The sequence below is a fragment of the Panacagrimonas perspica genome (assembly GCF_004364935.1).
GTDB classification, from domain to species: domain Bacteria; phylum Pseudomonadota; class Gammaproteobacteria; order Nevskiales; family Nevskiaceae; genus Panacagrimonas; species Panacagrimonas perspica.
In genome coordinates this window covers 590,493-616,159 of the sequence record NZ_SOBT01000008.1, presented here as the reverse complement: position 1 = coordinate 616,159, position 25,667 = coordinate 590,493, and the positions used below count along the sequence as shown (strand labels likewise).

The 25,667-nt window shown below is 64.2% G+C and carries 21 protein-coding genes, 1 other RNA gene and 2 pseudogenes; 20 read left to right on the top strand and 4 right to left on the bottom strand.

From position 1 onward, the window contains the following. The first annotated feature begins 44 nt into the window (after window positions 1-44). Window positions 45-485 carry an outer membrane protein assembly factor BamE gene (locus tag DFR24_RS02740; protein ID WP_133879810.1) on the top strand — a complete coding sequence of 147 codons (441 nt, stop codon included), beginning with the start codon at window positions 45-47 and terminating at the stop codon, window positions 483-485. On the opposite strand, the gene DFR24_RS02735 is transcribed toward DFR24_RS02740, so the two are convergent. The 3 genes from DFR24_RS02735 to DFR24_RS02725 all read right to left on the bottom strand — a co-directional run bounded on the left by DFR24_RS02735 (window position 460) and on the right by DFR24_RS02725 (window position 3,309). After that, the gene (locus DFR24_RS02735; RefSeq protein WP_133881435.1) at window positions 460-747 is read right to left on the bottom strand and encodes an RnfH family protein; all 288 of its coding nucleotides are present in this window, start codon (window positions 745-747) and stop codon (window positions 460-462) included. The genes DFR24_RS02740 and DFR24_RS02735 overlap by 26 nt on opposite strands. 5 nt (window positions 748-752) lie before the next feature. Then, the gene (locus DFR24_RS02730; protein ID WP_133879809.1) at window positions 753-2,141 is read right to left on the bottom strand and encodes a sodium-dependent transporter; all 1,389 of its coding nucleotides are present in this window, start codon (window positions 2,139-2,141) and stop codon (window positions 753-755) included. Between the two features lie 223 nt (window positions 2,142-2,364). Further along, a complete protein-coding gene (locus DFR24_RS02725; protein ID WP_162850998.1) occupies window positions 2,365-3,309 on the bottom strand; it encodes a glucokinase in 945 nt (314 codons plus the stop codon). A gap of 67 nt (window positions 3,310-3,376) precedes the next feature. Here DFR24_RS02725 and smpB point away from each other — a divergent pair, with 67 nt between their 5' ends. The 8 genes and pseudogenes from smpB to DFR24_RS02690 all read left to right on the top strand — a co-directional run. Further along, window positions 3,377-3,886 (top strand): SsrA-binding protein SmpB, encoded by a 510-nt coding sequence (smpB, locus tag DFR24_RS02720; RefSeq protein ID WP_133879807.1) that lies wholly within the window; start codon window positions 3,377-3,379, stop codon window positions 3,884-3,886. A 250-nt stretch (window positions 3,887-4,136) separates the two neighbouring features. Continuing rightward, window positions 4,137-6,317, top strand: coding sequence for an ATP-binding cassette domain-containing protein (locus tag DFR24_RS02715; RefSeq protein ID WP_162850997.1), 2,181 nt, complete (start codon window positions 4,137-4,139; stop codon window positions 6,315-6,317). Continuing rightward, on the top strand, window positions 6,314-7,495 hold the full coding sequence (locus DFR24_RS02710; protein ID WP_133879805.1) for an HlyD family type I secretion periplasmic adaptor subunit: 1,182 nt from the start codon (window positions 6,314-6,316) through the stop codon (window positions 7,493-7,495). The genes DFR24_RS02715 and DFR24_RS02710 overlap by 4 nt, the downstream gene beginning before the upstream one ends. Window positions 7,496-7,777: 282 nt before the next feature. Then, window positions 7,778-8,998 (top strand): TolC family protein, encoded by a 1,221-nt coding sequence (locus tag DFR24_RS02705; protein WP_133879804.1) that lies wholly within the window; start codon window positions 7,778-7,780, stop codon window positions 8,996-8,998. 101 nt (window positions 8,999-9,099) lie between these two features. After that, window positions 9,100-9,452: a transfer-messenger RNA gene (ssrA, locus tag DFR24_RS02700) on the top strand. 164 nt (window positions 9,453-9,616) lie between these two features. Next, window positions 9,617-10,081, top strand: a complete 465-nt coding sequence (locus DFR24_RS25485) for an Arm DNA-binding domain-containing protein (protein WP_133879803.1) — start codon at window positions 9,617-9,619, stop codon at window positions 10,079-10,081. Window positions 10,082-10,222: 141 nt separating this feature from the next. After that, window positions 10,223-10,390 (top strand): annotated as a pseudogene (locus DFR24_RS24815) (helix-turn-helix transcriptional regulator); the annotation flags it as partial. A gap of 6 nt (window positions 10,391-10,396) precedes the next feature. Continuing rightward, window positions 10,397-10,906: pseudogene (locus DFR24_RS02690) on the top strand (IS3 family transposase); the annotation flags it as partial. A 326-nt stretch (window positions 10,907-11,232) separates the two neighbouring features. Here the strand turns inward: DFR24_RS02690 and DFR24_RS02685 are convergent. Next, window positions 11,233-11,739 carry a hypothetical protein gene (locus tag DFR24_RS02685; RefSeq protein ID WP_133879801.1) on the bottom strand — a complete coding sequence of 169 codons (507 nt, stop codon included), beginning with the start codon at window positions 11,737-11,739 and terminating at the stop codon, window positions 11,233-11,235. 536 nt (window positions 11,740-12,275) lie between these two features. On the opposite strand from DFR24_RS02685, the gene DFR24_RS02680 reads away from it, so the two are divergent. From DFR24_RS02680 to DFR24_RS02630, 11 genes are all read left to right on the top strand, one after another. After that, window positions 12,276-12,689, top strand: coding sequence for an SRPBCC family protein (locus DFR24_RS02680; RefSeq protein WP_133879800.1), 414 nt, complete (start codon window positions 12,276-12,278; stop codon window positions 12,687-12,689). Window positions 12,690-12,860: 171 nt separating this feature from the next. Next, window positions 12,861-13,538 carry a PP2C family protein-serine/threonine phosphatase gene (locus DFR24_RS02675; protein ID WP_162850996.1) on the top strand — a complete coding sequence of 226 codons (678 nt, stop codon included), beginning with the start codon at window positions 12,861-12,863 and terminating at the stop codon, window positions 13,536-13,538. A 7-nt stretch (window positions 13,539-13,545) separates the two neighbouring features. Beyond that, on the top strand, window positions 13,546-18,207 hold the full coding sequence (locus DFR24_RS02670) for a bifunctional serine/threonine-protein kinase/formylglycine-generating enzyme family protein (protein ID WP_133879798.1): 4,662 nt from the start codon (window positions 13,546-13,548) through the stop codon (window positions 18,205-18,207). Continuing rightward, window positions 18,207-18,881 (top strand): hypothetical protein, encoded by a 675-nt coding sequence (locus DFR24_RS02665; RefSeq protein ID WP_133879797.1) that lies wholly within the window; start codon window positions 18,207-18,209, stop codon window positions 18,879-18,881. The genes DFR24_RS02670 and DFR24_RS02665 overlap by 1 nt, the downstream gene beginning before the upstream one ends. A 194-nt stretch (window positions 18,882-19,075) precedes the next feature. Continuing rightward, complete coding sequence (locus DFR24_RS02660) at window positions 19,076-20,170, top strand: hypothetical protein (RefSeq protein WP_133879796.1); 1,095 nt, start codon at window positions 19,076-19,078, stop codon at window positions 20,168-20,170. Between the two features lie 21 nt (window positions 20,171-20,191). Then, window positions 20,192-21,223 carry a type VI secretion system protein TssA gene (gene tssA, locus DFR24_RS02655; protein ID WP_133879795.1) on the top strand — a complete coding sequence of 344 codons (1,032 nt, stop codon included), beginning with the start codon at window positions 20,192-20,194 and terminating at the stop codon, window positions 21,221-21,223. 250 nt (window positions 21,224-21,473) lie between these two features. Further along, the gene (gene tssB, locus DFR24_RS02650) at window positions 21,474-22,001 is read left to right on the top strand and encodes a type VI secretion system contractile sheath small subunit (protein WP_133879794.1); all 528 of its coding nucleotides are present in this window, start codon (window positions 21,474-21,476) and stop codon (window positions 21,999-22,001) included. A 32-nt stretch (window positions 22,002-22,033) separates the two neighbouring features. After that, window positions 22,034-23,530 (top strand): type VI secretion system contractile sheath large subunit, encoded by a 1,497-nt coding sequence (tssC, locus tag DFR24_RS02645; protein WP_133879793.1) that lies wholly within the window; start codon window positions 22,034-22,036, stop codon window positions 23,528-23,530. A gap of 188 nt (window positions 23,531-23,718) precedes the next feature. Next, entirely contained in the window at window positions 23,719-24,201 is a 483-nt protein-coding gene (locus DFR24_RS02640) for an Hcp family type VI secretion system effector (RefSeq protein WP_133879792.1), read from the top strand. Window positions 24,202-24,296: 95 nt separating this feature from the next. Then, a complete protein-coding gene (locus tag DFR24_RS02635; protein WP_133879791.1) occupies window positions 24,297-24,830 on the top strand; it encodes an Hcp family type VI secretion system effector in 534 nt (177 codons plus the stop codon). Between the two features lie 15 nt (window positions 24,831-24,845). Beyond that, window positions 24,846-25,658, top strand: coding sequence for a type VI secretion system accessory protein TagJ (locus tag DFR24_RS02630; protein WP_133879790.1), 813 nt, complete (start codon window positions 24,846-24,848; stop codon window positions 25,656-25,658). Window positions 25,659-25,667 lie beyond the last annotated feature (9 nt).

Here is a 25,667-nt window from a genome sequence, read left to right as displayed (position 1 = left end):
AATAAGGGTTTATTATCCGCCACCCTCCGCTCAACTCAACCCGAATGCGCGTCCTGCTGCTGTCCCTGCTTCTCATCGGCCTGAGCGGTTGCCAGATCATCTACAAGTTGCCGACCCGCCAGGGCAACGTGATCGAGCAGCGCGATCTGGATAAGCTCAAGCCCGGCATGACCCGCGATCAGGTGAAGTTCGTGATGGGTACGCCGCTGGCGGCCACGCCCTTCCGGGCGGACCGCTGGGACTACGTCGGCTACTACAAATCGCCCTACGGCGAAATCACGCAGCGCACCGTCACGGCCTTCTTCGACGGTGACCAGCTCACCCGCCTCGAAGGCGCCGAGCCCGCCAAGGGCGACGGGGCATTGTCGAAGCCGGACGCCGATGCGGTGATCAAGGCCGATGCGCAGGATCGCGCAGCCGCCGAGCGCAGCGCACGCGACAACGACTCCGACATCGTCGTCAACCCCGACGAGCGCCGTCCCTGAGCTTCTGCGCCGCCCGGCGCCGTCGGGTGGCCTTGGGATCTGCCGTCAATTCCCGATAGATCTCGATCCGGTCGCCCTCGGCGACCCGATCGGACAGCGCGCACAAGCGCCCGAACACGCCAACGCGGCTGAGGCCTTCATCCGGCAACGCCGGTTCCAGGCCGCTTTGACGGATGGCCTGCTCCACGGTGCAGCCTTCGGGCACTTCTACCCGCCGAACTTCCTGCGCGGTGGCCGTGGCAAAGACCACCTCGACACGCAGCCACCTCAGGTCGTCGCCCACAGGCTCGCAAACCAGTCGAGCAGACCGAGTCCGTGCAACAGCACGACCACCAGCCCGAGCCGCGCCGGGTAGCGAAGGGCGAAGCGCCAGGCCCCGTGCAAGCGGCGCTCGCGCGGGCCCCACACCGCCAGGCTCAGTTCCCTGGGCAGCACGCGCGCGATGTAGACGCAGACCAGCAGCCCGCCGATCGGCACGATCACGAAGCTCGTCAGGAACTGCAGCCACTCGAAGAAGTTCTGCCCGAACAGCCGGAGCTCGGCGGTGACGCCGAAGGACAGCACGGTCCCGATGCCGAGGAACCAGACCAGCACCGCCGCCCCCATCGCCGCAAAGACGCGCGTCTGGCGATAGCGCTCCATCAGGTATCGCGTCACCGGTTCGAGCAGCGTCGCCGCGGCCAGCAAGGTGACCAGAAACAGGATCAGGTAGAACAGCACGGCCAGGCAGACGCCGGCCGCCGAATTGGGCAAGGCCTCCGGAAAGCTCTGGAAGATCAGCGTCAGGCCACTGGTAGGCCGCATGTCCGCTGCCAGCAGCAGCGCCAGCAGGCCGGTGCCGGCGGCGATGCCGAAGATCGTGTCGGCCAGGATGACCCAGAGCCCCATGCGCACCAGCGGCACGCTCGCCGGCAGATAGCCGCCCAAGGTCATCATCACGCCCAGACCCAGGCCGAGCGTGAAGAACGCCTGGTAGATCGCCTCGACCACACCGCGCCAGCCCAGTCGGGAAAAATCCGGCGTCAGGATCGCCTTCACCGCCTCGCCCGGTGCGCCCACTGAGAACGCCAGCAGCGCGAACATCAGCGTGAGCACGAACACCGCCGGCAGCATGCGCTTGGCCGCGCGCTCGATGCCGTCGCGAAACCCGTAAGAAACGACGATGGTCACGACGACCATGAACAGCGTGTGCCAGGCCAGGCTCCGTTCCGGATCGCGGGCGAGCTTGAGGAAGATGCGCGAGGCCTCGCTCGAATCGCGGTTGGCCAGAAAGCCTCCGGCCCCGCGGAAAAGATAGCCGAGGCTCCAGCCGGCGATCACGCTGTAATAGGACAGGATCATCACCGCGCTGATCACGGCCAGCCGGCCCAGCCAGCGCCAGGCACGGCTGGCGTGCGAGGCCTGCGACAGCCGCGCGAAGCCGGCGCCAAGTTCGTCGCGCATCCAGCGGCCCAGGGCCCACTCGGCCACCAGGATCGGCAGGCCCACGAGCAGCAGGCTGAGCACGTACACGAGCAGGAACGCCGAGCCGCCGTACTCACTCATCAGATAGGGAACGCGCGCGCTGCTCCCGATTCCCAACGCCGCGCCGCAGGCGACCGACAGGAATGCCGGTTGGCTCGACCAGTAGCCGAAGCTGCTTTCGCGGATCTGCATCCGACAAGTTTAGGTTCTTCACCGACCCATAGGGACGCATCTTCGGGGTGACGGTGACGTCGCAACGGATTTCACGGAGGAACACCGACGAGAGTACCCGTCACCCGGGGCGAACTCCGGGCTTCTCTCATCGGGGAGAACGGAATCCCGGAGTTCGTCCGGGCTACGGGTTGATTCGTTGCCCCGTTACGAGAGCCAGCCGTCCCGCCGGGCGAATCGGCGCTCAATTCGTGAGCGCGAGCCCCGCCATTCCCAACAACGCGGGCTGGGGATGCACGATGCGCTGCAGCGGCACCCGCGCGAGGTCATCGGCGAACGGCGCCTTGTCTTCGAATCCCGCGCGAAAGGCGCCCGGGTCGAGCGCATCGCCCAGACCCGCGACGACGCCTCCGATCAAGAACACACCGCCCCAGGCTCCCAGACTCAGCACGAGATTTCCCGCCACCCGGCCGAGCCAGGAGGAAAACCCGAGCAATGTCGTACGCGCATCTGGATCCCCGGCACGCCAGCGGGCGAGCAACGCGTCGACCGCCGGCAGACGTTCACCCGACACCACTTCGTGCAGCCGCAGCAGGCCGCTGCCGCAAAGGACGTGCTCCACCGACACCCTTCCCTGCGTGGACAGCCGGGCACTCCATTCGATCTCGTCGGCGGACACCGCCGCCAGGTCCGCATGCCCGGATTCGGTATCCAGCGGCTCGCCGCCCTCGGTGAGCAGCGAAGCACCCAGGCCCGTTCCCACTCCCAGCACCAGGCGGCGCCCGCCCGGCGCGCCACGCACGGGACCGAAATCTCGCAGCTCGCTGGCAGCCAGATGAGGCAGCGCCGCGGCCACGGCGCCAAGGTCGTTGACCAGCCAGGCACGTCCGCCGGCGATCGAAGCGAGCGATTCGCGCTCCAGAACCAGCGGCGTGTTCGTCAGGGCCACCCATCTGCGCCCGGGCGTCGAATTCACGCGCCCGGCAGCGGCCACCGCGACCGCAGCCGGCTGCGGGCAGCCTGCCTGGGCCAGGTATTCGCGCACCAGGATCTCGAAGTTCGCGGGCGGCGTGGGCATGACGCGCAGATTCTCGAGCACGATTCGCCCTTGGTCCCGGCGGCCCAGCGCCAGCCGGCAATGAGTGCCGCCGACGTCGGCGACGAGGACATGTTCGGTCGTCGATTCCATGCCGGCAACCGTAGCATTCCGGCCTCCCGGCGCAACCCCGCCGCGCACGCTCCGTATAATTCGGGGGATGAGCGAGCCGCGAAGCAAGAACAACAACAAGAAGAAGCCGGAGCCCGACGAAGAGAAGCGCACCATCGCCCTCAATCGGCGAGCGCGGCACGAGTACTTCATCGAGGAAACCTTCGAGGCCGGCCTCGTGCTGATGGGGTGGGAGGTCAAGAGCCTGCGGGACGGCCGCGCCCAGGTCGCCGAGGCCTACGTCGTGATCCGCAATCGCGAGGCTTTCCTGATCGGCGCCCACTTCACTCCGCTCAAGCAGGCGTCGACACACGTGAATCCGGACGCCACCCGCACGCGCAAGCTCCTGCTGCACGAACGCCAGCTTGCGCAGCTCATCGGCAAGGTCGAACGCGCCGGCTTCACGATCGTGCCGCTCGACCTGCACTGGACGCGCGGTCGCGCCAAGCTGCAGATCGGCCTTGCGAAGGGCAAGAAGCAGCACGACAAGCGCGCAGACGTGAAGGAGAAGGACTGGCAGCGCGAGAAGGGCCGGATCATGCGGGACCGTGGCGGCTGAGACAGCGACGGCCGGGGAGTCGCCGGACGCACCTTCCCGTATCCGCAGGCCTGGGCGCAGCAACCATCGATTCGAGGGCCACCACAGGTCCCGTTGCACCCGTGCGCTACGGGAACCTTGCGGCACGCGGTAAGCGCTTCCGACACAATAGGACGCACAGGGGTTTTACATCCAGGTGAGGCCTTGGGGGTCTCGCCTCTTGCTGTCCAAGCGCGCGCGCAGCGCCATACGCAGATCGGGGATGCGGTCGATGAATTCGCTTGAGCCCAGCAAGGTCGCCGGGGACAAACCCGAACAAGACGACCACCTGCCGGTAGTGGAAAGCCTGCTGAGCCTGATGGCCAGCCAGCGCTCGCGATTCGTCTCGAAGCGCGCGCTGCGCCAAGGCACTGAAACCGTCATGCGAGGCGGCGGCTCCATCTCCGAAGACAAGCTCGCCGCCGGCTGGCAAGCCCTGTTTCCGTCCGATCGCGTCGTCCGTCTTTCCAGCCATGGCCTCAAGGCCAGCCAGCTCCCCGCATGGGCGAAAGTGGACGGGCAGTTCGTGCTCGTCACCACGATCGAAGCCGAGGGCAAGAACTACCGCGTCGTGGACAGCAAAGGCGCTTCCCGTTCGGTCACCGACATTGGCCGTGCCGTCTGGAGCCTGCTGACCGCACCGACGGACTCGGCGGAACCGCCCGATCCCAAGCTCGCGAGCCGCGCCATGCGAGCGGCCCTGTCGGAACATCGTCCCTGGCTGCTGCAGGTGGGCGTCGCCACGCTGGCGATCAATCTGCTGTCGATCGTCGTGTCGCTGTTCGCGATGCAGGTCTACGACCGCGTGGTGCCGAACTTCGCCTACTCGACGTTGTGGGTGCTGGCATCGGGTGTCGTGCTGGCAATGCTCTTCGAGCTCGCTTTCAAGACGTTCCGCCTCAAGCTCCAGGAGCGCCTGACGCGACGCATGGACGACGGTCTGTCCACATTCTTTCTCGAACGCGTCATGGCGCTGCGGCTGGACCAGCGGCCGCGAACCGTCGGAACGCTGGTGGCGCAGGTGCGCGATCACGAGTCGATCAAGAATTTCCTGACCTCGACGACCTTGTTCGCGCTGGCGGACCTGCCGTTCTCGCTGCTGTTCCTGAGCATCATCTACATGATCGGCGGGTGGTCCGTGGTGGTGCCGCCGCTCATCATGATTCCGATCGTCCTGCTGCTGGGATTCATCGCCAAGCAGCGCCTGGTCTATTGGCAGAAGCAGCAGACCGATGAAAGCGCAGTTCGGTCCGGCCTGCTGTTCGAGGCCATCGACGGCGCCGAGACCGTGAAATCGATGGCGGCCGAATGGCGCTTCTCGTCGCTGTGGCGTCACGTCACGGACCGTGTCGCCGAAGCCGGCATGAAGATCCGCGAGATCAGCGGCAATGCGACGCACATGAGTTATGTGTTTCAGCAGACCGCCTATCTCGGCGTCGTCATCGCCGGCGTTTATCAGATCGAGGCCGGCAACCTGTCGATGGGCGGCCTGATCGCCTGCTCGATTCTCGCGGGACGTGCGTTGAGCGTGTTGTCGGTGGTGACCAACGTGCTGGTTCAATGGCAGCACACGTCGTATTCGCTCGACATCCTGAACCGGCTGCTGTCGATCAAGGGAGACGGCACCGAAGAACAATCGGCGGTCAGCAGCGAACCCACGCTGGGCTACCGGATCGAGGGCCTGAAGTACGCCTACGATCCTCTGTTAGGCCTCAACATGGATCTGCCCAATCTCGAAGTCGCGCCGGGCGAAAGAGTGGCGATCGTGGGTCGCAACGGCAGTGGCAAGTCCACGCTGATGAAACTGCTGGCCGGCCTTTCGACGCCGATGGCGGGCACCCTGCGGGTGGGCAACATCGACATCCTTCAGGCGCGCCGTGACTGGCTGCGCTCGGTGGTGGGTTACCTGCCGCAGTCCCCTCGCCTGTTCGCCGGCACCTTGCGCGACAACCTCGCTCTGGGCCTGTCGATGCCCGAGGAATCTGAAATCGCCGCTGCCGCCGCGCAGACCGGGCTCGACACGCTGATCAAGCAACATCCTCGCGGCCTGGATCTGAAGATCACGGAAGGCGGACTCGGCCTGTCGATAGGACAGCGCCAGTTGGTCGCCCTCACCCGCCTGGTGCTGCAGAAGCCGAAGATCTGGCTGCTCGACGAACCGGCCACGTCGCTCGATCAGGAAGCCGAAGCAAAGCTCCTCAAGTACCTGCAGGGCCTGGACGCCACGCACACGCTGATCTTCGCGACGCATCAGAACAGCTGGCTGAAGTTCAGCACCCGCATCATGATGCTCGAGGCCGGAAAGATTGCGGCCGACGCACCGTCGGATCGTGTCCGCACGCTCAGCGCCGCTGCCGCCGCCGGCATGGCCCCGGCGCCCTCGGTCACCGCACCGAGCGGAGCAGGCGCATGACGCTTCGCAAGCAGATTTTCGAAGGCAGCGAACCCATCCGCTTCGGCGGACCGCTGGCTGCGGCCACCGGCCTGCTGCTGATTCTCGGCGCCTTCTGCGCGTGGGCCAGCGTCGCCCAGCTCGAGGAACAGATCCATGCCGCCGGCAGCTTCATCGCCAGCAGCCGCAGCCAAGTCGTGCAGGCCGTCGATGGCGGCGCCATCGTGGAACTTCGCGTTCGGGAAGGCGGAGCGGTGGAAGCAGGACAAGTCATCGCGGTGCTCGATCCAACCCGTTCGCAGGCCAGCAACGACGAAGCCGCCGCAAAGGCCGCGAGTCTGGAAGCGAACATCGCACGCCTGCGGGCCGAGGTGCTCGGCACTGCGATCGAGTTTCCGCCTCATATCGCGCTCGATGCGGGGATCGTCCAGGGGCAACGCAACCTGATGGATCAACGGCAGCGCGCGTTGCGGGAAGACATCGCCTCCATGCAGGCCAGCCTCACCCTCGCCCGTCAGGAGCTCGATGCGTACGAACGCCTCGCCACCACCGGAGATGCCTCCGAGTCCGAACTCCTGAAGGCGCGGCGCCAGGCTTCCGAATTGCAGGGACAGATCACGTCTCGGCGGAACAAGTATCTGCAGGAGGCGCAGGCCGAGCTGACCAAGGCGCGTGACGACTATGCGCAGGCCAAGCAGCAGCTCAGTCAGCGTTCCGCAGTGCTGGCCTCGACACAGATCCGCGCGCCGATGAAGGGCGTCGTGAAGAACATCCGCGTCACGACGATCGGCGGCGTGCTCAAGCCCGGCGAAGAACTGCTGGAGATCGTTCCCAACGACGATTCGCTGATCGTCGAAGCCAAGGTGCGAACGTCGGATGTCGCCTTCCTTCGCCTCGGCCTGCCGTCGAACATCAAGATCGATTCGTACGACTACACGATCTACGGATCGATCCGCGGCAAGGTGCGCTACATCAGCCCCGACACGCTGACCGAAGAGTCCCGCCAGGGGCAGATCACGTATTACCGCGTCCAGATCGAAACGCTGGATCCGCATCCGCAGACGCTGAAGGGAACGCCGTTCGAGATCATTCCCGGCATGGTGGCGAACGTGGATATCCGCACCGGGCAGAAGACGGTGGCGAACTATCTGCTGAAGCCGCTGCGCAAAGCTGCCAACGAATCACTTACAGAAAGGTAGTCAGTGTCTCCTGCACTTGCCCCGCCTCGCCGCGTCCGCAAACTGCGCAACGCCATCGCTCTGACGGTCCTGCTACTGCCGCTGACGTGGGCTGCACCCGTCGGCGCACAGACCTCGACCGAAGCGGTGGCGACAGACGCGAAAACCGCTGCTGCGCCTACAGCGGACGACGGAGCCGCGCCCATCGCGACGCCTCAGGTGACGACGACGGAAGACGCAGTACCCGCGGCCAGGGATTCGAGTGCCACGGTTTCGCCGGCGGCGAGATCATCAGCCGCGACGATGTATCCCGTCGCGCAGGAAACCGAGCTCTCCAACCTGCTCGGCGAACCCGAGAGCGGCGTGAGCCCGCAGGTCCTCACCGCATCGCAGGCCCTGCAGCAGGTATGGGCCGCCAATCCGCAGATCCTCGAAGCCCAGCTGGCCATCCAGGCGGCGGGCTACGACGTGACGGGAAGCTGGGGCGGGTTCCTGCCCTCGGTGGCCGTGACCAACCTGAGCGGCGATGGCGCCGTCAGCTCCGTTCAGGCGTCTCTGCCCTTGTGGAGCGGCGGCGTGACCCTGGCGCAGATCCGCGCCAGCGAAGCGCGCGAGGTCATCGCACACGCCAATCTGGACAAGGTTCGTCTGGACCTGGGCCTGCGAACGATCGCGGCTTTCCATGGCATGGCACAGGCGCAGGAGCAGGCCGACCAGTGCGTCGCCTACATCAACGCCCTCGATGCATTGCGCGCCACGATCCTGCGCCGAAAGGAACAGGGCGTCGCCCGCGAGTCCGAAGTCCGCACGGCCGAGAGTCGCGTGCAGCAGGCTCAGGTCGAACAGGAATCGGTGCAGCTGCAGCTCATCAGAAGCCGGAACGAATTGCAGGAGTTGCTGCAGATCTCGCCGCAGCGCGTCGAATCCTCCGACCCCGCCGCTGCGCTGAAGTCGATTCTGCCGATCGACGAGACCAAGGCCGTCGAGCACAACCCCGACGTGCTGATCGCCGCCGCGCGAATCGCGGAGCGGACCGAGATGGCCAAGCAGGCCCGCGCCCAGCTTTCGCCCGAGATCGCCGTGCAATACCGGCACTACTACGATGGCCGCGCGTTCGACGAGACCGCCGACACCCCGCAGCTCGTCGTGCAGTACCAGGTCGGCAGCACGTTCACGAACTGGCAGAAGAAGAAGGCCGAGGAAGCCCGCGCCGAAGCGGCGAAGTCGGGCCTCGAGACGGCCAAGCGCAACGCCGCCGCACGCCTGGTGGACGCTCGCCAGCGAACGGTTTCCGCAAGTCGCCAGGTCCTTCTGCAGCAGCAGGCCGCTGACAGCACACAAGCGCTGGTCGAGAGCTTCCTTCGACAATACCAGGCGGGCAACCGGAGCTGGATCGAAGTGCTGAATGGGCAGCGGGAAGCACACGAAAGCGCGCTCGGGCTGATCTCTGCTCGACGGTCTCTGGCGCAGAGCCAGCATCAGCTCATTCTGCAGAGCCTCGCCTGGAACGCGCTGGGGCGTTGACGCTCTGGAACGGCCAGCGGCCGGGCTCGGCCGCTCGATCGATCGATCGAAGCAATCAGCCGGAACCTTGGCCCGCGCGTGGTAGTCTTACGCCTGTACACGGGGCTGATCTGGGCTCGACGGTGATTGGAAGCCCAACGTGCATGCCGAGTTGCATAGCCACTCGTTAAACGCCGTGCAAAAAAGCTAGTTGCGAACGACGCAAACTACGCCCTCGCCGCTTAACCGGTGAGCGGTTGACCAGGTGGTGTTGATGCCCCTGAATCAACCGTCGACTCTCATCAACTAAGCTCGAAGCGCGCCCTTCGCCTAGAGACGAAAATCCCAAGGGGATAGGCGTCAACGATCCCTGTCTGTCGGGGAGTTGACGATGAAAACTAAAGACAGACTAAGCATGTAGGTCTTTGGCGCGGATGGTTGTCGGACGCGGGTTCGATTCCCGCCAGCTCCACCAATTGAGGGTCCAAGAGGATCCATAGAAGTTCACTAACCCCTCGTAATTGAGGGGTTTTTTATTGGTGAAGATTCCCATGGACGTCTCTGGACTTGTTGACAGGATATGTGCCTGGGGGCAACTTCGGGGGCAACAGACGACACTCCTTGAGCAGTTGCCCCCAAATGCCCCCTCTCACCGACACTGCTATCAAAGCCGCCAAACCTCGCGCCAAGGCATACCGGCTAAGCGATCAAAAGGGCTTGTATTTGGAGGTAGCAGATAGCGGCGGCAAGTGGTGGCGATTCAAGTACCGCGTGGGGGGAAAGGAGAAGCGCCTGTCTCTCGGGGTGTACCCAGATAGTGGTGTCGATCGGACTCTTGGTTTAGTTGGCGGGCTAGAAGGACAACTTCAACGGCATGGTTCCGATTTTTCTCGAAGTGGCGCTAATGCTCGTCACCGAGCGAATCGAGAGCTGAAAGAAGTCGTCAAGAGAAAGTTCGCGGAACGTCAATGGAAAAGCGCCCATTCTGCTTCGCACGAACTCGCTCCTTGGGTGATTGACGAAGCGAAGCGGAGAAATATCCGCCTTAGTCCGACGCGAGCTCAGGTGACCGTGTACGAGTGGTTGAAGGAAAAAAAAGAGTAACTTCGTCCCATGACCCGTGTGCTGGCAAACGTAACCGTTACGTTGCACGCGTAAACGCCTTGAAGCTGACGGGATTTCGCCTCGTATCGAAATTCTTTGGAATGACCATGTGATTCCACTGCGCATCAAGGAGCGCACTACATGGCCAAGGAACTCCAAGAAGCACTTTCCATCCTTCGTCGCAAGGAAGTCCAAGCTCGGACGGGCCTTTGCCGATCGGCTCTTTATGCCGCAGTCGCGGAGGGTTCGTTCGCAAAGCCCATTCGCCTCGGCAGCAGTCGCTCGGTTGGATGGGTCAACAGCGACGTGTCGGATTGGATCGCCGACATGACCTATGTGCCGACCTGGGCCGGCTTCCTGTACCTGGCGATGGTCCTTGATGCCTGGAGCCGACGTGTGGTCGGCTGGTCGATCGGCGAGCAGATGACCTCGGATCTGGTTCTGGCGGCGCTCAACATGGCCATCGAGCAGCGCCGACCCGCCGAGGTGATCCACCACAGCGATCAGGGCAGCCAGTACACCAGCATCGCCTTCGGCGAGCGCTGCAGGAAGATGGGCGTGCGGCCTTCGATGGGAACGGTCGGCGACGCCTACGACAACGCCATGGCCGAGAGCTTCTTCGCCAGCCTGGAATGCGAACTGATCGACCGGCGCAGCTTCAAATCAAAAGCCGAGGCACGCACCGCGCTCTTCACCTGGATCGAGGGCTGGTACAACCCGCGACGCCGCCACTCCGGCCTGGGCCATCAATCACCGATCAACTACGAAAGGAGATACGCAACCCCAACGCCAACCACATCCAACACCATCGCCGTCACCGCTTGAGAATCAAATCCAAATCCGTCCGCGGTATCCGGTCAACTCCATTGCGCGACTTCAGGACAAGAGGCAGCTCCGGCCAAAGCAACTGCCTCAACACCTCATTTTGAGATGGTACTGCCCCGCCAGTACGGGGTAAGTATCGCGGCGACGGGAAAGATCCGGACCCGGGAAAGTGGAAGCACCGATGTCAGGTGTCGCCCTCCGCACATCACATCAAGAGAGGCTTGCCAACAAGTTTCCCGGGGAGGACGTTCTGCTTTCCCCCGACTTCCTTTGCGCGCAAACAGAAGCTGCCTTCGTCGGACCCGAACAGTGAGCGCTTCTCAAGCTTACGGGGAAGGATCGGGACGGTAATTGTCTCGAATCACCCATAGCCTCGTCATGATCCGGCAGCCGCTCATTTTCAGCGCTGGCCCTTCGAAGTGAGCTTCCGTTCCCTCGCGGTTGAAAAAGACCGTGAATTCGACGGGCTTTTTCGTGTCCATGAACGAGAAAGCTCCTTTGTCGCAGGCAAGCCACGACGCTTTTGCGTTCGCTCTGAGCAATCTGAATTCGCTTGTATTCCTCGTAATTTTGAGGAACGGCTCATCCTTGGCATCACGCTCCCATCGGGAGTCCACAGCTCCGCCAACGTCTTCGCCTCTGGTCAGCTCGCGCTCATAAGGAAAACGGCGTTCACACGCAATGGATACCGCTTTCAGCCGCGTCGCGTCGGCGCCTTTACCGTCTTGGGCCATGCATTCGGGATAACTATCCGAGTCAGCCATCGGCAGATAGACCGCTGCCACGCCCAAGGCCACAACCACCCCTGCGATCACGAAAGACAACTTGCCCATATTTATCTCAAATGAAATGCCAAGCCGGCGGGTCCAACATTACGGGGCATGGTCACGCTGAGCCGCAATGCGCGCGAGTTTGGCTTATACCCCCAGCATGTCAACGGCCTCTACGTCGTTTCTTGCCCTCGGCTAGTTGGAGAGCCAGCCGGCGAACTTCACCTTCCGAGGGTGACAGGGACTGGCCACCGCGAGGCTCGGGTCGTGTGCGCGCCATATGCAGCCAAACCGGAGGTCTGCTCGCGTCGGAATCGACCGCCACAGCACAGAGCCTTGGCCACCCGGTCGCACTTTCCTTCCATATGCCAATGGACCAGGCCATCGCCGCGAGGCGTCGTGGCATGAGCAACATCCGCCGGTGGACCCGAGGCCTCTGGGCAGCCGTGCCCTGAGCTGCGCTGTCCCCCGGAACGAGGGTGGAATTGCACCTGTCGGTAGACCGGCCGGACCTCGCATAAGCCAGCGCGTGCATCCGGCTCTTGCGCAGCCTCCCGCCTGCGATCACGCTCCGCCGTCCTCGCACCTTCCCAATCGCCATGCATCGCATCGACATCACCTACGACTCGCGCCTGTCCCTCTCCGACCTGTTCGCCGCTCTGGCGGATCACAACCGGCTCGGCACGGTTTTCGGCGTCCCCGTGCGGCGCATCCGCGACGGGCAGACCGAACCCAACGGCGTGGGCTCGGTGCGCAAGATCGGCCCCGGCCCGCTAGGCATCGAGGAGACCGTGACCGCCCTCGCGCCGAACGAATCGATCGACTACCGCATCACGCGCGGCGGCTTTCCGATCAAGAACCATCGCGGGCACATCGAGTTTTCCGCAGGCGCCGGCTCCGGCAGCCGTGTGGAGTGGACGATCGAGTTCGACTCGGCGCTTCCGTTGGCGGGATCTGTTCTTGGATTCGTACTCAAGCAGGCGATCAACACGGGCCTCAAGCGTCTCGGCTGATCGCGTCCCGGCTCGCCGGAGACGTGACCCGGGTGCAGAGTGTGATGTCGAGCATCATCGAGCCTTGGAAGTCGCGACCGCGAGTGTTAGCTTCACCCGCATACCAATGAAGGCATACGGCTGGGGGCCTTTTTGCTGACGAGTTCGTACGGAAGATCCGATCGAGGAACGGTGCGCCAGCACAATGAGGACTCCTATCTCGACGATCCCGACAATCGGCTGTGGGCGGTAGCAGACGGCATGGGCGGGCACGAGGCGGGAGACGTCGCGAGCCAGGCCATCGTCCGGCACCTGCGCCAACTCGTGCGTGCGCCGCGGGTCGTCGACTATGTGGACCACGTGGATGACGCGCTCGCAGCCGCCAATGCCGAACTCATCCACTACGCCCAGACCCATCGCCTGCAGATGGTCGGCTCGACCGCCTGCGTGCTGGCCGACGCGGGCCACTACATGCTTTGTGCCTGGGCTGGCGACAGCCGCATCTACCAGCTCGACGGCACCGGCCTGCGACAGCTCACGATCGATCACAACCAGGCGCGCGAGATGATTTCCACCGGCCAGTTCACGGCCGCCGACCTGCAGAGCAACGCGCAAGCCGCCGCACTGGTGCGGGCAGTCGGCGCCGAACAGAACTTGGTGGTCGAGTGGTCGGTGGCGGAGGCGAAGCCGCACGACGTCTTCCTGTTGTGCTCCGACGGGATCACCAAGGAAATGACGGACCAGGAGATCGCCAGCGAGCTCGCCAAGCCGGTGCAGGTCAAGGAGATCGCCGACAAGCTGGTGGACACCTGCCTGGCGCGCGGCGCACGCGACAACATCACGGCGGTCGTCGTGAGGGTCGAGGCCTGAGCCGCGCATGACCAAGATTCGCCAATGGCTCGATGACGTTCGCCTCGGCCGACTGAGCCTGGGTGACCTCGTCACCCAGATCAACGGGCGCGGCAAGATCGACCCGCAGGAACATCTGCGCGAGATCGAGGATCTCGACGTACTGCTACGCGAAAACAACGTCGACCCGCGCCTTCATCGCGCCGTGAAGACCAAGCTCGCGGAACTGCAAAGCGCCCCGGCCGCGCGACCCAGCGCGCCGGCGGCTACACCGCCGACGCCGCAAGATCGCACGGTATTTTTCGTCGCGCCGACGCCCCCGACCCCGCCGGCCGCGCCCGACGAGGACGAAGATTACGACCCGATGGGCGGGACGATCATCAGTCCTGTCTCGTTGCTGCCCACGCCCAAGCCGCCCTCGCCGCCGCCAGCCGCCCCGCCGACGCCAGGACCATCGTCGACCGCGACAGGGACGGGACCTCGTCCTCCTGCGCAGCCGTCGTCCACCACGACGCAGACGGGTTCACGGCCGCCAGCAGCGCCGCCGCCCCCCACGACACCGCCTTCCACGACGACGCAGACAGGAACGCGCCCGCCGCCGCGTCCCCCCACACCTCCGGCCGACGCCACCGTGATGGCCTCGCCGCCGGGCAACAACGATGCGACGCGCATGGTCAGCCCGCGCTCGGTGCCGCCCGCGACGCCGACCCCGCCGGTCCCTCCCGTCGTCCCGCCCACGCCGCCGCCCCCGTACGACGACGCCACGCAGATGGCGCGTTCCGGTCAGTTCAGCGTGGACGGCACTCGCCTGCTGCCTGCCGACAAGCGCCCGACGACTGAACGGCCTCCCGCCTCCCCTGTGCCGGACTCGGTCACCGGGTCGCACACGGGCTCGCGGACGGGATCGCAGACCGGCAGCAGTACCAGCGGGGCCAGCAGCGGGAGCGCGCGCTCCTGGCGCAAGCTTGCCAGTGCGGATGCTCCCGAGGAAAAAGTCGACGTCGGCTCCCGCCTAAAGGATCGCTTCGTCCTCGAAAAGAAAATCGGAACCGGCGGCATGGGCGTGGTTTTCCTCGCCGTCGACGAACGCAAGATCGAGGCGCGTGATCGCAACCCACGGGTGGCGGTCAAGGTTCTTAATGATGAGTTCCGGCAGCATCCTGATTCGCTGATCGCGCTGCAGCGCGAATCGCGCCGGTCACAGCAGCTTGCGCACGACAACATCGTGCGCGTCTACGATTTCGACAAGGATGGCTCGATCGTCTTCATGACGATGGAGTACGTCGACGGTGAGGATCTCAAGAACCTCATTCGCAGTCTCGACGGCAAGAACATGCCGATCGAAGAAGCCTTCCCGATCATCGAAGGCATGGGACGAGGCCTGGAACGCGCGCATCGCGAAGGCGTGGTGCACTCGGACTTCAAACCCGGCAACGTGATGCTGACGTCGGCACGCGTACCCAAGGTGTTCGACTTCGGTATCGCTCGCGCCGGCAAGCAGCGATCGGACTCCGTCGGCGAACAGACTGTTTTCGATGCCGGCACGCTGGGCGCACTGACACCTGCGTACGCCAGTCTTGAAATGCTCCAGGGCCGCGATCCGGAGCCGCAGGACGATCTCTACGCGCTGGCCTGCGTGACGTACGAACTGCTCGGCGGCACCCATCCATTCAACAAGGTCAATGCCGAGCAGGCGATGAAGCAGGGGCTGGTGCCCAAGCGCATCCTGACGCTGACCAGCCTGCAATGGCGAACACTTCAACGCGGCCTCGCATTCCGTCGCGAAGACCGCATCGCGACGGCTGGCGAGTTCGTCGAGGGTCTGCGCCCGCGCACCAAGCGCGAGAAAGCCCTGCCGCTGATCGCGATGGGCGCTGGCGGCCTGGTGGCGCTGATCTTCCTGATCTGGATGGTCGTGGCGCTGGTCTACGGCAGCAAGGTGCGCAGCGTCGAGAAATGTCTCGGCAACTCCGAGTGCGCCGACGCAGCCGTTCTTGTCGAGCGTCTCGGCAAGATCGACCCGGACGATCAGAAGCGCATTCGCGATGAACGTCGCGACGAGATCAAGGGCATCTTCTACGGCAGCCTCGCCCGCCATTGGAATCCGAAACAGGGCCGGTACGACTACAACAAGGCCAAGACCATCGTCGATCTGGCGGTGAGCCAGTACGGTTCCGATTCGGCCTGGGTCAACGACCTGCGCGATGGACTCGAAGCCGACCGCAACACCCAGCTATCCAGTCTGAACGACGATTTCAGCAAGCAGATCGACGTGGGCCTGTTCAAGAATTCCGCCGATGACGGAAGCGCGCTGCTGTCGATCCTCGCAGCGGTCCGCGTCATCGATCCGTCCCAGCCTCTGCTGAAGGATGGCCGCATCATCCAGGGCTTCGAGCGTGGCATTCGCGAAAGCCTGAGCGACCCGCAACTCGAACCGTCCGCGCAGGTTGCCACGGCACTCAAGCGCATCGAGCTGGCGCGAGGCTATCTCTCGCCATCGGCTCTCAAGCCGCTGGAAGCGGATGTCGAGACGCGTCGCGAACAGATCGCCTCGATGGCCGACGACGAACAGCGTCTTGCCGCGGCACGGGCGCAGCGCAAGCAGCGCATCGACGCCGTGGCCGCACTGCTCAATGCCGCGGCCGACACGTCGGAATGGCGCACCCGCATCCGCGATGCATGGCTCGCCGCGCGTGAGTCGGTCGGTGAAGACGACGCCGATCTGCGCAAGCTGGGCAGCTCGCTGGGCAACATGCTGCTGGCGCAGAGCAGTGCCAGCCAGCGCTCGGACAGCCTGGAGTCCGCGGCCGAATCCGCTCGACTGGGCCTCGAACTGCTGCCCAATGATGAACGTCTCGAACGCCAGCTCCGGGCCGTCAGCGCGGCAAGTGACCAGCGCATTTCCCAGGCGGCCACCGAGGCGGATCGCCTGCGCCTCAACCTGGCGCGCATCGATCAGCTGATCGGGCGCCCGGCCGCGACGACCGCCTGGATCAACGAGGTGGACAACGCGTTCAAGACGGTCGCCGGCAAGGCGGACGCCGGAAGCGTCGACAGCCGGCGCGAAGCGTTCGCGCAGGCCATCGAGAAGACAGTTTCTGAAACGATCGACGCCGGTGATTTCGTCCGGGCCGAACCTCTTGCCGCACGAGCGGCGGTGATCGGTGCCGGCGATGCCCGCCTCGTCGCGTTGCCGGGCAAGGTCGAAGAAGGTCGACGCAAGGCACAGGCTTCCCAGATCGCGAATCTGGACAACCTGATCCGCCAGAAGAGCTTCACGCCGGAATGGCAGAAAGCGGTCGACAATGCACTGGCTGCAACCAAGGGCATGTCCGACCCGACGTTGCCGCAGTTGATCGAATCGCTCGGCGCGGCCTACGGCGAGCGCATCGACAAGCTGGGCCAGGAGAAGAGCTATGCCGCCGCCCGGCAACTCGCCGAAGCCGGCGCCAAGCGCGCACCGCAGTCGACCTCGCTGCGTGCCGCACGCGCACGCTTCGAGGAACTCGAACGACAGGACGGCGCGACGCGCGAACAGCAGCAGAAGAAGTTCAAGATCGAAGAGCTCGAGCGCACCATCGCGTTGAAGTCCGCCGCGGCCGAATTGCCCGACGCCATCAGCGCCCTGCAGCAGCTTCGGAAGCTCGAACCCGAGAACAACTACGCCAACACCGAAGGCCCCAAGCAGATCGCCGAAGGCGCTTTCAAACTGGCTGACCGCTTCGCTGCAAAGAACGATTACGACAGCGCGCTCAAGACGGTGGAACGCGGTCTGGCCGTGCTGCGCACGTCCGCGCTGCTGGCCGCTCGGGAGCGCTACGAGGTCGCCGGCTGCGGCGCCGACCTGGAACGCGAAACCAGGCGGCGCGGATCGATCACAGACGGCCGCCGCGGTCAGTGCATCGCGGTGGTGAAGAAGAGCGATCAGGGCCTGTATGCCAAGTACCGTGCGCTCGAGACCGGTGCACCTGCGCCCACGCCCACGCCTACCCCCACTCCGACGCCGACCCCGGTCCCGACACCCTCACCGACTCCCGTGCCGTTACCCACTCCGACACCGGGGCCCAATGCCGCCTCGGGTCCGGATCCTTGCAAGAAGAGCTTCTCGGGTCATGGCACGCGCTCGCGCGGCCAGTGCACGGACCCGCTGCTCGGCGACAAGGGCCCGACCATCGTCGTGGTGGCGGGAATGGGCACCTTCGGCATCACGCAGATGGAGATCTCGAACCTGCATTACGCGATGTATTGCAGGGCCACCGGCTCCTGCTCTGCGCCGGGCGGCGACAGCCTGCTGCCGGCCACGCGCGTCGGCGCCAACGACGCCAGGAATTTTGCGAAGTGGATCAGCACGGCGACCGGTCGTCGCTACCGGCTGCCGACCGAGGCCGAGTGGAAGCATGCCGCCACGCAGGGCGGTCAGGATCCGCTGGTCGAAGGCTATTGCCGCGTCATGCAGGGCGACAAGGTCATCACCACTGCTCCGCGCCAGGTCAATGCCGGGGTCATGAACGGCTGGGGCCTGGTGAACACCGTCGGCAACGTACGGGAGATCGTCGACAACGGCGGCAGCTTCGTCGCCGTCGGAGGCAGCTACGTGGACGAACCGCGGGATTGCGATGCGGACGCCCGCCGCGCCTTCAGCGGCCCGGATGAGGCCACCGGCTTCCGACTCGTACGCGAACTCGACTAATGACCAGCGCCAACGAGGTCAACCGGGAGCTGACGCGACTGGACGAGAAATTACGCTCCGGCGCCATCGACCGTGCCGGGTTCCGCGCGGTGCGACGCAAGCTCCTGCTCGATTTCGAAGAACGCCAGACGACGACCACACCCGGCGCGCTGACGGGCCACGAGGTCACGATCCTCGACGCACCTGAAGAGCTTCCGCTGCCGGAGCAGGCTCCTTTGGCTCGACCGGCAGCGGGCGCCGGCAACACGACGCGACGCCCCTCCGCCGTCGTGCTGGCCGCCTCTGCAATCGGCGTCCTCGTCGTCCTGGCGATCGCGGCCTGGTGGATGTTTTTTCGGCCGGCAACCCCTTCCACGCGACCCAATCCGACGGCCGCCGCCGCAATGGCAGCCGCACCCGTCGCTGGAGCCGAAACGCCTTTGACGGTCGCATCTGACCTGCTCAGCACCGAGTGGACCGACGGGGACGTCGCGACCTTCCTGCAACGATGGACCCAGCTCCCTCCCGCCGCAGTCGACGCGGTCAGTGAAGATTCCCGGATCTGGTTGCTGCGCGGCGAAACCGATCGCCGCCTGCGCGACGCACGTGAGGCCGAATCGGTGGAGCAGTCGGTCGATCTCCAGGCGCGCGTGCAGCGGCTCGAACAGGTGCAGGCGGCCATTCGCAGCCGCTGATTTCAGCGGACGCCGAAGGTGCCGATGCACATGATGGGCATCACACGAATATGTGCTACGACGCATTGACAGTCGTAGTTCTCGCACTGACATTTAGTCAGCCGCAAAATGCGGCGCCGCTACGACTCGGCAATCAAAGGGCGCCCCTCGGAATGAGGGTCGCTGATCGGTAGCGACCAGGGAGAACAAGGCGCGTGCGAATCGGAACGACGTTCGGATCGGCCAGCTACAGCGTGCCCATCGCGATACCTGAGCTGCGCGCCTACATCCGCGCCGAAAAAGCCGCCTTCGTCGCCGCAAGCTCGCTCAGCTCACAACTCGACGGTGAAAACGATCTGCAGGAACTCGGTCTGCGCTGGGACATGCATCGCTCGCGCGTCTTCACGGCAAGCGGCGGCCTGGCGTACCAGGCCCGCAATGCCAACATGATCTTCAAGAATTTCGACGACAACGTGCCGCTGCGGACGTTGTCGGACGATGCGCTCCACGTGACGTCCGTCGACGTCTCCATGCAGCGGTTCGACACGCGGTTCAACCCGGCGGGTGTCATGCTCGGGGCGAGCGGCATCATCAACGTGGGCAGCGCCGGCAACACCGATCCTCTCACCGGACCTGTCGATATCGTTCTGAACGCCACTGGCGTGACTCCCGACGAACGGGTCGTCAACGAAGGAACGATCAACACAAGCGCCGCCGGCAGCGGTGTCGGCACGCACGTGACAGCCGCCGATCTGGACGTGACGGCCGTCGACGGGATCACACTCAATACGAACGTCGACACCCTCACCGCTTCCGCCGGTGCCGCTATCGGGATCGTCGAGACCGACGGCGTGGAACTCGCCGACGTCGGCAACACCGCCGGCGGGATCATCGTGTCCGCCACCACCGGCGCCATCGACGCGAGCCGTGTCGTCGCAACCGGCACCGGGAACAACGTTGCGCTCACCGCCAACGGTGCAGGCGGGAGCATCAGCGCTGGCATCATTTCCGGCGGCAACGTCGGACTGATCACGCTGCCACTGTCGGTGGATGGCGGGGTCGTGGCGGTCGATTTCACCAGCACGAGCGCAGTTGCCTTCGTCTCGGGTGTCTTCGGCAGCCTCAACGAAAGCAGCCGTGTGCTGGGCCTGGGCGCCAACAGCGTGCTCAGCAGCAACGTAGGATCGATACAGTCCTCGTTCGAGGAATGTGTGAGCTTCAAGCTCGACAGCAGCCAGTTCGCCACCCAATCGCTGATCTTCTCGATCGAAGGCACCGGTATCCTGCCGCCGGAAGATCAGCGCGAATAACCACAGAAGGGAATTTTCAACATGCTCGATATCGAAGCCTTGCTCGCGCCGATCGACGACGCCTCCCCCGCCGGTCCGGATCTGGAGTACGACGCGGAGTGGCAAGCACTGGAACGGGCCGCTCAGGGCAAACCCGAACAGCAGTTCGGCGACACGATCATTCCTGCCGAAGAACCCGACTGGCTCGACGTCGGGAATCGCGCGGAGGGACTGCTGGGGCGCTCGAAGGATGTGCGCAGCGCCAGCCTGCTGGCTCAGGCACAGGTGCGCCTCCACCAGTTCCCGGGCCTGTTGTCCGGCCTGCAGCTCGTCCATCAACTGGTGGAACGATACTGGGATACCGTCCACCCGATGCTGGATGCATCCGACGGCAACGACCCGACGATGCGCCTCAATGCGATGTCCGCGCTGGCGGATCCGGGCGGCCTGCAACGGCTCGCACGCGGCGCCCAGCTCTTCGCGTCACGCGCGCTCGGCGATCTGACATTGCGTCAGGTCGAAGTCGCCGCAGGCAAGGCGGCGGCCCGATCCGACGAGGCAGTGCCGTCACAGTCCCAGGTTGATCAGCAGATCGCGGCCGCCATTTCCGCCGATCCGGGTTTCGTCGAAACCGTCACCAGCACGCTGGCCGCTGCGAAGGGGCTTTCCTCGTTTCTCGACGAACAGGTGGGATCCGACCGGTCGCTGGACTTCAAACCTCTGATCGGATCGCTGTTCACGCTCTCCCAGGTGGTGACCCGGGTGGCGGCTTCCATGTCGGGTGGCGACGGCGGTGATGGCGACGGCTCGGGCTTCGGTGGAGACGAGGGCGGCGGTGGCGGTGGAACCGGCATCAACACGACCGGAGCCATCCGCTCACGTCAGGACGCCATCATGCTGATGGACAAGATTTCGGACTTCCTGGCACGCACCGAGCCCAGCAACCCTGCCCCGCTCCTGATCCAGCGGGCCAAGCGGCTCATGGAAATGTCGTTCATCGACATCCTCAAAGAACTTGCCCCCGACGGTCTCAATCAGGCCCGCAACGTGACCGGAGTCCGGGACGAGGAATGATGTCGAGAGCCAGTTCACAGTCCTGCAACCGTTCCTCGCCTTCAACGGAAAAAACACGTTGGCAAGCTGCGTATCGCGGGCGTAGGATCGGACGGGCAGGCTCCCCATCAACGTGCGCGCAAGAATGCAGCACCATTCGAGGATCGCGCACATGATCCCGGGAAGCGTAGGGAGACACTTCAGGCGGTGAAACACGCGGGCGACCTCGTCCGCGCCAGGACTCATTTTCGGCCATTCAAGGAGACAGGTTATGCCCCCCAGCAGTCAGAAATTCATCGCTCGAAATCGCGCACCGCGCGTTCAGATCGAATACGACGTCGAGCTGTACGGCGCCGAAAAGAAGGTCCAGCTCCCGTTCGTCATGGGCGTGCTCGCAGACCTGTCCGGCAAGCCGGCAGACCCTCTCGCCCCGGTGGCGGACCGCAAGTTCCTCGATATCGACGTGGACAACTTCGACAGCCGCATGAAGTCGATGAAGCCGCGCGTCGCGTTCCAGGTGCCGAACGCGCTGACCGGCGAAGGCAACATGAGCGTGGACATCACGTTCGAGAGCATGGACGACTTCTCCCCGGCCGCCATCGCGGGCAAGGTCGACTCGCTCAACAAGCTGCTCGAAGCGCGCAAGCAGCTCTCGAACCTGATCACCTACATGGACGGCAAGACCAACGCCGAGGAACTCGTGGCCAAGATGCTCAAGGACCCGGCGCTGCTGCAGTCGCTGGCCGCGAGCGCCAAGCCCACGGATGCCCCGGCTGACGGCGGCGCGAAGTCCGAATAACCGACCCAACGCCCGTATTCCGGAGAGCAGAAATGGCAGAAGCAACCGAACAACAAGGCGTCCTGCAGGGCGTCACCTTCGAAGGCAACGAACTGGGTTCGTTGCTGCGCAAGGAATTCAAACCGAAGACCGAAGAGGCCACCTCCGCCGTCGAACAGGCGGTGCAGACGCTTGCCCAGCAGGCGCTGGTCAACACCAAGCTCATCGGCTCGGACGTGGTCAAGAGCATCGAGGCGATGATCGCCGCTCTGGACCGCAAGCTGTCCGACCAGATCAACCTGATCATGCACCACGACGATTTCCAGAAGCTGGAAGGCGGATGGCGCGGCCTGCATCACCTGGTCAACAACACCGAGACCGACGAGCAGCTCAAGATCCGCGTCTTCAACATCAGCAAGCAGGATCTCGGCAAGACGCTGAAGAAGTTCAAGGGCACGGCCTGGGATCAGAGCCCGCTGTTCAAGAAGATCTACGAGCAGGAATACGGTCAGTTCGGCGGCGAGCCGTTCGGCTGCCTGGTCGGTGACTACTACTTCGACCAGAGCCCTCCAGACGTCGAACTGCTCGGCGAAATGGCGAAGGTTTCGGCCGCGGCGCACACGCCCTTCATCGCGGCGGCCTCGCCCACCGTCATGCAGATGGACAGCTGGCAGGACCTGGCCAATCCGCGCGATCTGACCAAGATCTTCACGACGCCGGAATACGCAGCGTGGCGCTCGCTTCGCGAAAGCGACGACGCTCGTTACATCGGCCTTGCGATGCCGCGCTTCCTGTCGCGACTGCCGTACGGCGCCAAGACCAATCCGGTCGAGGAGTTCGACTTCGAGGAAGATACCGGTGCTGCGGACCATTCCAGGTACACCTGGTCCAACGCGGCGTACGCGATGGCCGTGAACATCAACCGTTCGTTCAAGATGTACGGCTGGTGCTCGCGCATCCGCGGCATCGAGTCGGGCGGCGCGGTCGAAGGTCTTCCCTCGCACACGTTCCCGACCGATGACGGCGGCGTCGACATGAAGTGCCCCACGGAAATCGCCATCAGCGATCGCCGCGAGGCCGAACTGGCCAAGGCCGGATTCATGCCGCTGGTCCATCGCAAGAACTCGGACTTCGCCGCCTTCATCGGCGCGCAGTCGTTGCAGAAGCCCACCGAGTACGATGATCCGGACGCCACCGCCAACGCCAACCTCGCGGCGCGCCTGCCTTACCTGTTCGCAACCTGCCGCTTCGCGCACTACCTCAAGTGCATCGTTCGCGACAAGGTGGGTTCGTTCAAGGAGCGCCACGACATGCAGCGCTGGCTGCAGGACTGGATCATGAACTACGTCGATGGCGACCCAGCGAATTCGTCGGAGACCACCAAGGCACAGCGTCCGCTGGCCGCGGCGGAAGTCGTCGTCGAGGAAGTGGAAGGCAATCCCGGCTACTACTCGTCCAAGTTTTTCCTGCGTCCGCACTACCAGCTTGAAGGGCTCACGGTGTCGTTGCGCCTGGTTTCGAAGCTGCCGTCCGCAAAGGGCGGCGGTTGATCGAGGCGATTTGGGAGCCGCATCACGTCGCAAACCGGATTCTTCTCGAAGCGTGAATGAGGTCTCGGTAGGCGACGATTGATGTCTCTAAGCTGGATTCGTGGTGAACAGATGGCCGCGCTCGACAATTCGTCAAAGCGCGGCTCTTTTTAGCAAGAACAAGGTTCGGTCAATACAAGGAGATTTCCATGGCTGGTGATATGTTTCTCAAGCTGGACGGCATCAAGGGCGAGTCGCAGGATGCAAAGCACACGGACGAAATCGACGTTCTTTCCTTCAGCTGGGGCGCTCACAACCCGGCTATGGTGACCACAGGCACGGGCCTGGGCGCAGGCAAGGTTTCCTTGCAGGACATCAGCGTGGTTGCTGCGACGTCGGTGGCCTCGCCCAATCTCTTCAAGCTCTGCTGCACCGGCAAGCCCATCAAATCGGCCAAGCTGACGGTGCGCAAGCAGGGCGACCACGGCCAGGAGTTCTACTTCCTGGAGTTTGAAAACCTCATCGTCACCTCGTACGCGGGTGGCGGCTCCGAGGGAGTCGGGATTCAGCCCGACAGTTTCAGCCTGGCGTTCATCTCGGTGAAGATGAGCTACGCGCCGCAGAAGGCGGACGGATCGCTCGGTGCCGTGATCCCGGTCAGCTACAACATTCAGACTCAGAAGGCCACCTGAGTCCGTTTTTCTGACGATCGGCGACAGCAACTCGATGCAGGCGGCGCATATCGCCGCCTGCATCGATTGATCGGACCGCCTGGAGACCCCGCACCATGCAAGCCAGTACCAGTTCGAACGTCAAGCAGAACGTCGATCTGTTCGTCACACTGAAAACGGACAAGGCCGGCGTCATCCAGGGCGAGGCGTCGGAAGAAAAGCACAAGGGTGAGATCCAGATCAGCGGGTTTTCCTGGGGCATGTCGAGTGCCAGCGAGATTTCCTCGGGCCAGGCGAGCGGCAGGCGCCAACACAAACCCCTCAGATTGTTCAAGAGCATCGATGGTGCAACGGCGCCGTTAGCGAGCGCATTGGCGACCAACCAGGTCGTCAAGGAACTGACGTTGACGGCCCGCAAGGCAGCCGGCGTGGCTGCACTGCCTTATCTTGTGATCAAGCTTTCGAACGGACGCGTAAGCCGTCTCGATCTCGAATTCCCCGATCCCGACCCGAACGCCGCCTCCCCCAACGGGCGTGAGGTCGTGGAGATCGTGTACCAGAAGATTGAAATCAATTACTCGCCGCAGACGAACTCGGCGGCGGGTGGCGCAACCAAGACCTTTATCGACAATTGGTATGAGGGTTCCTGACCTGGAGCAGCACGCATGAACGCTACGCCCGACGCGGAAACCCTTCTGAAATCCGGCGATCCCGCCGGCGCACTTGCAGCCTTGCAAACGCAGGTGCGGAGCAAGGCATCGGACGCAAAGTTGCGCGTTTTCCTGTTCCAGCTCCTGTGCGTGCAAGGACAGTGGGAGCGTGCGCTCAATCAGCTCAATCTCTGCGCCGAAATGGATGCAGCCGCGCTTCCGATGCGCGAGATGTACACGGCCGCCATCGGTTGCGAACTGGTGCGCCGCGAAGTGTTCTCAGGCCGCAAGTCGCCCATGCTGTTCGGTGAGCCGCAAGCGTGGTTGGCCCTGTTGATCGAATCCCAGCTCCGGGCAGGCGCTGGCGAAGCCGACGCCGCAACCCGATTGCGCGCGCAGGCCTTTGAAGAAGCTCCCGCCACGACGGGAAAGATCGACGGCGAAGCCTTCAGCTGGATTGCCGACGCGGACACGCGCCTGGGCCCCGTCCTTGAAGCGATCGTCAATGGCCGCTACTACTGGATTCCGTTCTCGCGCCTGACGAAGCTGACCATCGAAGCTCCCACCGATCTGCGGGATTGCATATGGCTGCCCGCCAATCTGCAGTTCTCCAACGGCGGCGAAGTGCTGGCGATGCTGCCGGTGCGCTATCCGGGTTCGGAGGCATCATCCGACGGACTGATCGCGCTTTCGCGCAAGACTGTCTGGGAAGAGTCGGCCGACGGCGGCTATCACGGACTGGGCCAGCGTCTGCTGGGAACGGATAATGGCGAGTATCCGCTGCTGCAAGTGCGCGAAATCCTGTTCGACACCTCGCCCGAAACCTGAGCGCGTCAA

Coding starts and splice junctions, on each gene's coding strand:
- DFR24_RS02740 (WP_133879810.1), top strand. CDS start 45: ATGCGCGTCCTGCTGCTGTCCCTGCTTCTCATCGGCCTGAGCGGTTGC.
- DFR24_RS02730 (WP_133879809.1), bottom strand. CDS start 2,141: ATGCAGATCCGCGAAAGCAGCTTCGGCTACTGGTCGAGCCAACCGGCA.
- DFR24_RS02725 (WP_162850998.1), bottom strand. CDS start 3,309: ATGGAATCGACGACCGAACATGTCCTCGTCGCCGACGTCGGCGGCACT.
- smpB (WP_133879807.1), top strand. CDS start 3,377: ATGAGCGAGCCGCGAAGCAAGAACAACAACAAGAAGAAGCCGGAGCCC.
- DFR24_RS02715 (WP_162850997.1), top strand. CDS start 4,137: ATGAATTCGCTTGAGCCCAGCAAGGTCGCCGGGGACAAACCCGAACAA.
- DFR24_RS02710 (WP_133879805.1), top strand. CDS start 6,314: ATGACGCTTCGCAAGCAGATTTTCGAAGGCAGCGAACCCATCCGCTTC.
- DFR24_RS02705 (WP_133879804.1), top strand. CDS start 7,778: ATGTATCCCGTCGCGCAGGAAACCGAGCTCTCCAACCTGCTCGGCGAA.
- DFR24_RS25485 (WP_133879803.1), top strand. CDS start 9,617: ATGCCCCCTCTCACCGACACTGCTATCAAAGCCGCCAAACCTCGCGCC.
- DFR24_RS02685 (WP_133879801.1), bottom strand. CDS start 11,739: ATGGGCAAGTTGTCTTTCGTGATCGCAGGGGTGGTTGTGGCCTTGGGC.
- DFR24_RS02680 (WP_133879800.1), top strand. CDS start 12,276: ATGCATCGCATCGACATCACCTACGACTCGCGCCTGTCCCTCTCCGAC.
- DFR24_RS02670 (WP_133879798.1), top strand. CDS start 13,546: ATGACCAAGATTCGCCAATGGCTCGATGACGTTCGCCTCGGCCGACTG.
- DFR24_RS02665 (WP_133879797.1), top strand. CDS start 18,207: ATGACCAGCGCCAACGAGGTCAACCGGGAGCTGACGCGACTGGACGAG.
- tssA (WP_133879795.1), top strand. CDS start 20,192: ATGCTCGATATCGAAGCCTTGCTCGCGCCGATCGACGACGCCTCCCCC.
- tssB (WP_133879794.1), top strand. CDS start 21,474: ATGCCCCCCAGCAGTCAGAAATTCATCGCTCGAAATCGCGCACCGCGC.
- tssC (WP_133879793.1), top strand. CDS start 22,034: ATGGCAGAAGCAACCGAACAACAAGGCGTCCTGCAGGGCGTCACCTTC.
- DFR24_RS02640 (WP_133879792.1), top strand. CDS start 23,719: ATGGCTGGTGATATGTTTCTCAAGCTGGACGGCATCAAGGGCGAGTCG.
- DFR24_RS02635 (WP_133879791.1), top strand. CDS start 24,297: ATGCAAGCCAGTACCAGTTCGAACGTCAAGCAGAACGTCGATCTGTTC.
- DFR24_RS02630 (WP_133879790.1), top strand. CDS start 24,846: ATGAACGCTACGCCCGACGCGGAAACCCTTCTGAAATCCGGCGATCCC.